The following is a 6,505-nucleotide window of genomic DNA, read 5'->3' on the forward strand; positions in this document are numbered from 1 at the left end:
ACAACGCCCCGGCGAGTCGCCCCGGGCACGCGCGGCCCCGCCGGGGTACCCGCACGCGCCAGGCGCAGCGCGGCGTCCCAGTCGACCACGTCGGCGGCGCTGCGGCCCGACCTCCCGGTGCGCTCGGCACCGGACGTGCCCGGTGCGCGCCCACCGCCGGCAGTCTCCGACCCGTCCCATGTCTGCCCGCTCATGCCGTTCACCGCTCAGCCCCCACAGCCGCAGCCGGCCAGCGGGGAGACGAGGTCGTCGTCAATCGCCACGCGGGCGGAGTACAGGCCGCCGGTCTCGAAGCCGTCCACGATGACACTGAAGGCGAGCAGCCTCCCGTCCTCGGTGACGACGGTCCCGGTCAGGGAGGCGGCCGTGTCCAGGGAGCCGGTCTTGGCGCGCACCGTGCCGGCTCCGGAAATACCGATGAAGCGATCATCGAGGGTCCCGTCCAGGCCGCCCACCGGGAGCGCGGTCATGAGGCTGCGCCCGACGGTGCCGGCGTCGGCGGCCGCGGCGCGGGCGATGATCTGGGCCAGCAGGCGGGCGGGGATCTTGTTCCCCAGCGCCAATCCGCACGAGTCCAGCATGGTGACGCCGGAGGTGTCGAAGCCGTCGGCCTGCAGCTGTGCCAGCACCGCCCGGGCAGCCCCGTCAAAGGTGGCCTCCTCCCCCGCGGCAACGGCCACCAGCCGTCCCTCAACCTCGGTCATGGTGTTGTCGGAGGCCTTGAGGGAGACGGACAAGATGTCGGCCAGCGGGGCGGACTGCACGCTCGCCACCTCGGTGGCGTCCGCACCGGCCTGGGCGCGGGTGACGGTACCGGTCACCTCAATCCCGGCGTCGCGCAGGTGGTCGGCGAAGACCTGGGCGGCCTCCAGGGCCGGGTCGGTGGGGTAGCCGCCCGAGGGGTAGGCGGTCACGTCAATCATGAGCGGCTGGATCGGTGCCACCCAGGACTCGTTGCCGTCCTCCCACGCACTGCTCCACGTGGGGCCGGTGAACAGGGTGTCATCCAGCGCGACGGACACGCTGGCGACCCCCTCGGCCTCGAGCTGCGCGGCGGCTGCGCGGGCCAGGTCCCCCAGGCCGGCGTGCCCGACGGCGGAGTCCGGGTCTCCGGCGTCGTCGGCGAGCAGCACGTCGCCGCCACCCACCAGGGTGAGCGTGGTCCCCTCCAGCACGGCGCTCGTGCTCAGGGTATGGTCGGCGCCGAGCAGGGACAGTGCAGCCCAGGCGACGGGAACCTTGTTGGAGGAGGCCGGGGTGAGCGGGCTGCCCGCGCCGTGATCCACCAGCTCCGTGCCCGTGGCCACATCCACAATCGACACCCCGGTGGTTGCCTCCCCCACGCGCTCGTCGGCGGCCAACGTGTCCGCCATGGCGGCCAGGGTGGCCGCGTCGGGCACGGGCGCATCCGCGTCCAGCCCGGCGACAGCGTCGGGCTCCTCGGCAGCCGCAGAGGCGGCAGGGAAGGGCTGCACCGCATAGTCGCCGGGCGAGGCGGTCAGTACCCCGGGCACGAGGTCGAGCGCGTCAGCCAGGCCGTAGTAGGCACCGACGACGACGAGCGTGGCTGCCGTCAGGGCTGCAATCTGGGCCTTGTGCACGATTTCTCCGAGAGTCGAGCGGGCAACGGGACAACACACCGGAATCGGCCTCACCGACCCCCATCTCGGGCGGGCCGCATGGCTTTCCACCCCGGATGCGCCGTCGTGGGCCACACTAGTGCTATTGGACCGGCCCTTCCGGCGCGACGCCGTCTCCGTCGTGTCGCGGGTCGGCGGTGACTCGGCGGCCGGGGTGGCTCAGCCGCTCGGGCCGCCGACCATCGACCATCGCCAGATAACCGCCGCGCTCGTCCACCGTGCCGGCAACAGGAGTAGGGAGACACACGTGGAATTCGACGTCACCATCGAGATCCCCAAGGGGAACCGCAACAAGTACGAGCTCGACCACACCACCGGGCGCATCAAGCTGGACCGGATGCTGTTCACCTCCACCCGCTACCCCGACGACTACGGCTTCATCGACAACACCCTCGGGGAGGACGGCGACCCGCTCGACGCACTGGTGCTGTTGGAGGAGCCGACCTTCCCCGGCTGCCTCATTCGCTGCCGGGCGCTGGGCATGTTCCGCATGCGCGACGAGAAGGGCGGAGATGACAAGGTCCTGTGCGTGCCGGCCGGTGATCAGCGCGCCTCCTGGCGTACCGACATTGAGGACGTCTCCGAGTTCCACCGTCTGGAGATCCAGCACTTCTTCGAGGTGTACAAGGACCTCGAGCCGGGTAAGAGCGTTGAGGGTGCCCACTGGGTAGGTCGTGAGGAGGCCGAGGCGGAGATCCGCCTGTCCTACGAGCGCGAGGCCGCCCGCATCGCCCGCGAGGGGCACTGAGCCGGGATCGGTCGGCCCGTTCCGGTCGGCCCCAGTGCGGCGGACCGGCGCGGGTCGCGCGACCCAAGTCCACCCCGGGTCGACGTGGGTCGCGCGGTCCGGCATGCACCGGAAGGCTCCGAGGCGCCCGGTTCCCGGGGGCAGCCTGCGTAAGCTCCACACGCGTTGCCCACACATGCCTGCCGTGCATACCTGCGGAGAAGCTCCGAGCGCTCACCGCTCTTTCGGCGCCGCGGAAGCGTCTTCCGGATTCTCGAGGCCAGCACGTTAGTAACGAAACGATACGGTTGCACACTTTAACCGCTGGTCGTCACCAAGCAAACCAGGTTTTTCCCTGCAATGGCGCCAAACAGCTTTTCGGACGCCTAAGCGGGAGACGGCTCCTGTGTGCGCCCGAACCTCCGCTGCACACCGGAGCCTCCCCATCAACATGACTCGAAAAAGTTGGTTGTTGTCGTTCCAACGAAAGCTCGAGGTGCGTACGCAGCCACTGGACGCTCCAGTGTGCAGCCGTTCCAAAACGTTATGCGGCCCAGCCTTCTGGCAGCCTGGCAGGTAGGGCGACGCCACAAGGACCAGGGCGCCGGCGGCACCCCCAGTTGGACCGCCCCAGACGTGTTCTCAGGCAGTCCAACCGATGGCAGACGGTCCAAGCGCCAACAGGCAGTCCGTCCGCGAAGCCCACCCACAGCACGGCCGGTTTCGGCGCGTTACTTGTGCCGGTTTCGGCGCGTCATTAGTGCCGGTTTCGGTGAGAGAGTGCGTTCATCAACCCGCACCGGGCCAGTAGCACCGTCCCGGCCAGCTACACGGGCGGGCAACACCGTCCCGACCAGCTACGCCGGTCTGCACCAGCCCGGTCGGAAGCGCTGGTCGGAGACACCACTCCGGCCGGTAACCGCTGCCACCCAGGTCAGGGGCGCACCGCGTAGGGCATGGCGCCCGAGTAGCGCATCGAGGTCACGCGCACGGTGTAGCCGAAGGTCGGAGCCTCAATCATCTGGCCATTACCCAGGTACATGGCCACGTGGTAGATCCCCGACTGGGTGCCGTTGGAAGACCAGAAGACGAGGTCACCAGCCTGGGCCTGAGCAAGCGGGATCAGAGTGCCCTGCCCGTACTGCGCACGCGAGGAGTGGGTGAGGTACACACCTGCGGAGCGGTAGGCGAGCATGACCAGACCGGAGCAGTCAACGCCCGCATAGGACTCGCCCGCCCACACATACGGCACACCAATGTAGGTGTAAGCAGCGGATACCGCGGTCTGCGCCCGGCTGCCACCAGAACTGGTCGAGGTTGTCGTCGTGGTGGTTGTGGTCGTGGTCGTCGTCTGTGAGGACGAAGAGCCGGAAGAGCTGCTCGAGGACGAGCCCGGCGACGACCCGGATGAAGACGAACCCGAGGACGAGGAGCCGGAAGACGAACCGGACGAGGAAGACCCTGACGACGAACTCGAGGACGGCGTCGAGGACGAGGACTGCGATTGCTGCGTCTGCGTCTGCGACGGAGTGGACGATTCCGAAGCAGCTTCCGACTGTGCCGGCGCCGCGCTCTCCTGCGCGGCGGCTTGTGCGGCCTGCTCCTGGGCGGCCTGCTCCGCCGCCGCCTTGGCGGCAGCCTCCTCACGGGCCTTGCGCTCCGCCTCCAGCTGCTCCTGGTAGGCGGTCTCCAGCTCGACGGTTGTGTTGCGCTGTTCGGCAAGCTGGGTGATGAGGTTGGCGCGCTCGGTCTCCGCAGTTGCCTGCGCGGTCTGCGCGGCGGTGGCGGCGGCGTCGGCATCAGCTTTGGCGGTCGCGGCGGCGTCAGCGGCGGACTGTTTAGCCACCACCTTGGCGTCGGCGATGGACTGCATGGTGTCGGCAACCGCCTGCAGCGCCTCCACGCTTTGCAACTGGGAATCGGTGTTTTCCCCGGCACGGTCCAAGGCGACACTGACATCGGTGGCGTCGCCGAGGGACTCTCCGGTCAGGTAGGGGGCCAGGGCATCCAGGGTGCCAGCGCTGCCCTGCTCATACGTCTCTGAAACGACGGCGCCCAAGTCGGCGCGAGCCTCCTCGGTCTCCGCAGCGGCATCATCGGCGGCACTCTGGGCGTTCTCAGCCTCGGTGGTCGCGGTGTCGAGGTCGTCAAGCGCGGTCAGGTAATCCTCGTTAGCGACCTGGGCGGCGAGCTCGGCATTCGCCGTCGTCACACTCAGCTGAGCCAGGTCAGCTTCAAGGGCAGCGATGGAGGTTGCCGTGGTCTGCTCGGCGGACTTGGACCGGTCAATGTCGTCCTGAGTCACCTCGTCGGCCGCCGTGGCCGGGGCGAGCGTGACGGCGAGCGTGAGGGCCGCGGCGGTCAGGCTCACGCGCATGACTGCGCTGGCGCGGCGCGTGCGATTGGTCGGGCTCACAAGTTCTCCGTCATGTTCCGGCGCGCCTCCTTGACCGACGCACCCTGCGTACCTCCAGAACCTTACCTATCAACACGCGCAGGAAAAACAGAAACAACAAATTTCACAGAAGCCACACGCGCCTTTCGAGCTAGCACAACCCCTGGAATGCAGCCGATCCACGACACGCACTTCACACCTGTGTTGTTAGTCACATTCGATGCTGCGGTAGCGTTCTGTCCGCAGGCCCATACCGGCCCGCCGGCTTCCCGCACGCAAGGAGATCCCATGGCTGACGCACCGTCCGGCACCCCGGAGCACACTCCCTCCGCCGCCAATCCGACCGGCTGGCACTTCGAGACCATGCAGGTCCAGGCCGGCCACACGCCCGACTCGGACACCGGATCGCGCGCCATCCCCATCTACCAGACGACATCCTTCGTCTTCCCCGACGCTCAGGAGGCCGCCGACCGCTTCGCCCTCAAGTCCCTCGGCCCGATCTACACGCGCCTGGACAACCCCACCAACCAGATCGTCGCCCGTCGTATCGCCGCCCTCGAGGGCGGCGTCGGCGCACACCTGGTTTCCTCCGGGATGGCCGCTCAGGCCCTGACCTTCGTGACACTCGGTGGTCAGGGCAGCAATATCGTCGCCTCCCCCTCCCTGTACGGCGGCACCGTCAACCAGCTCCACCACACGCTGCCCAAGCTCGGCATCGAGACCCGCTTCGTCACGGATCCCGGCGACCCGGCCGCCTGGGCGGCACTCGCCGACGACCGCACCATTTGCTTCTTCGGGGAGTCCATCCCCAACCCCAAGGGCGACATCCTTGACATCGAACCCATCGCGGAGGCCGCGCACGCACTCGGCATCCCGCTGGTGGTCGACAACACCGTCGCCTCCCCCTACCTCATCCGCCCCTTCGAATGGGGGGCCGACATCGTGGTGCACGCGGCGACGAAGTTCCTCGGCGGGCACGGCTCCACCGTCATGGGCGCAATCGTCGACTCCGGCAACTTCGACTTCGCCGCCCAGCCCGAGCGCTTCCCCGACTTCAACACCCCCGACCCCTCCTACAACGGGCTGGTGTACGCACGCGACCTCGGTGTGGGCAGCCCCCTGGGCAACATGGCCTTCATCCTGCGCGCCCACACCGCCGGCCAGCGTGATCTCGGCTTCGCCGCCAGTCCAATGGACTCATTCCTCATCGCGCAGGGCATTGAGACCCTCTCCCTGCGCATGGAGCGTCACGTGGACAACGCCCTGGCGGTGGCGCGTTGGCTGCAGGACCGTCCGGAAGTGGCCGAGGTGCGTTACTCCGGGCTGGAGTCCAGCCCCTACTACGAGCTGCACCGCAAGTACTGCCCGCGCGGCGCAGGCAGCGTCTTCGCCTTCGACCTGGCCGGCGGCCGCGAGGCCGGCGCCGCCTTCATCGACGCCCTCGGTTTGTTCTCCAACCTCGCCAACATTGGCGACGTGCGCTCACTCGCCGTCCACCCGGCGACGACGACTCACTCGCAGATGACCGACGCCGAGCTCGCCCGGGCCGGCATCAGTGCGGGGACGGTGCGCCTGAGCATCGGTATTGAGCATGTCGACGACATCATCGCCGACCTCGAGCGTGGCTTGGCTGCCGTCGCCGCGCTCTGAGGCAAGCGCCGCGGTTGCGGGCGCGGGCGAGCGGCTGGCGAGTGGCCAAACGGACCGACGAATGCACCGACGGCCAACGCCACCGCCCCTCGC

At 68.7% G+C, this 6,505-nt stretch carries 4 protein-coding genes and 1 pseudogene; 2 read left to right on the top strand and 3 right to left on the bottom strand.

The window, feature by feature from the left end; all coding sequences use genetic code 11:
• Both RWX45_RS09395 and dacB read right to left on the bottom strand, forming a co-directional pair.
• Positions 1-194, bottom strand: a pseudogene (locus RWX45_RS09395) (hypothetical protein); the annotation flags it as partial.
• Positions 195-206: 12 nt separating this feature from the next.
• Positions 207-1,601: a D-alanyl-D-alanine carboxypeptidase/D-alanyl-D-alanine-endopeptidase gene (gene dacB / locus RWX45_RS09400; protein WP_316023470.1), complete on the bottom strand. Its 1,395-nt coding sequence runs from the start codon at positions 1,599-1,601 to the stop codon at positions 207-209.
• 286 nt (positions 1,602-1,887) lie between these two features.
• On the opposite strand from dacB, the gene RWX45_RS09405 reads away from it, so the two are divergent.
• Positions 1,888-2,388 carry an inorganic diphosphatase gene (locus tag RWX45_RS09405; protein WP_086616070.1) on the top strand — a complete coding sequence of 167 codons (501 nt, stop codon included), beginning with the start codon at positions 1,888-1,890 and terminating at the stop codon, positions 2,386-2,388.
• 913 nt (positions 2,389-3,301) lie between these two features.
• Here the strand turns inward: RWX45_RS09405 and RWX45_RS09410 are convergent.
• Positions 3,302-4,783: a C40 family peptidase gene (locus RWX45_RS09410; protein ID WP_316023471.1), complete on the bottom strand. Its 1,482-nt coding sequence runs from the start codon at positions 4,781-4,783 to the stop codon at positions 3,302-3,304.
• 267 nt (positions 4,784-5,050) lie between these two features.
• Here RWX45_RS09410 and RWX45_RS09415 point away from each other — a divergent pair, with 267 nt between their 5' ends.
• A complete protein-coding gene (locus tag RWX45_RS09415; RefSeq protein ID WP_316023472.1) occupies positions 5,051-6,412 on the top strand; it encodes an O-acetylhomoserine aminocarboxypropyltransferase/cysteine synthase family protein in 1,362 nt (453 codons plus the stop codon).
• Positions 6,413-6,505: the final 93 nt, after the last annotated feature.

This window comes from Actinomyces sp. MRS3W, from assembly GCF_032465695.1.
Taxonomy (GTDB): Bacteria; Actinomycetota; Actinomycetes; order Actinomycetales; family Actinomycetaceae; genus Actinomyces.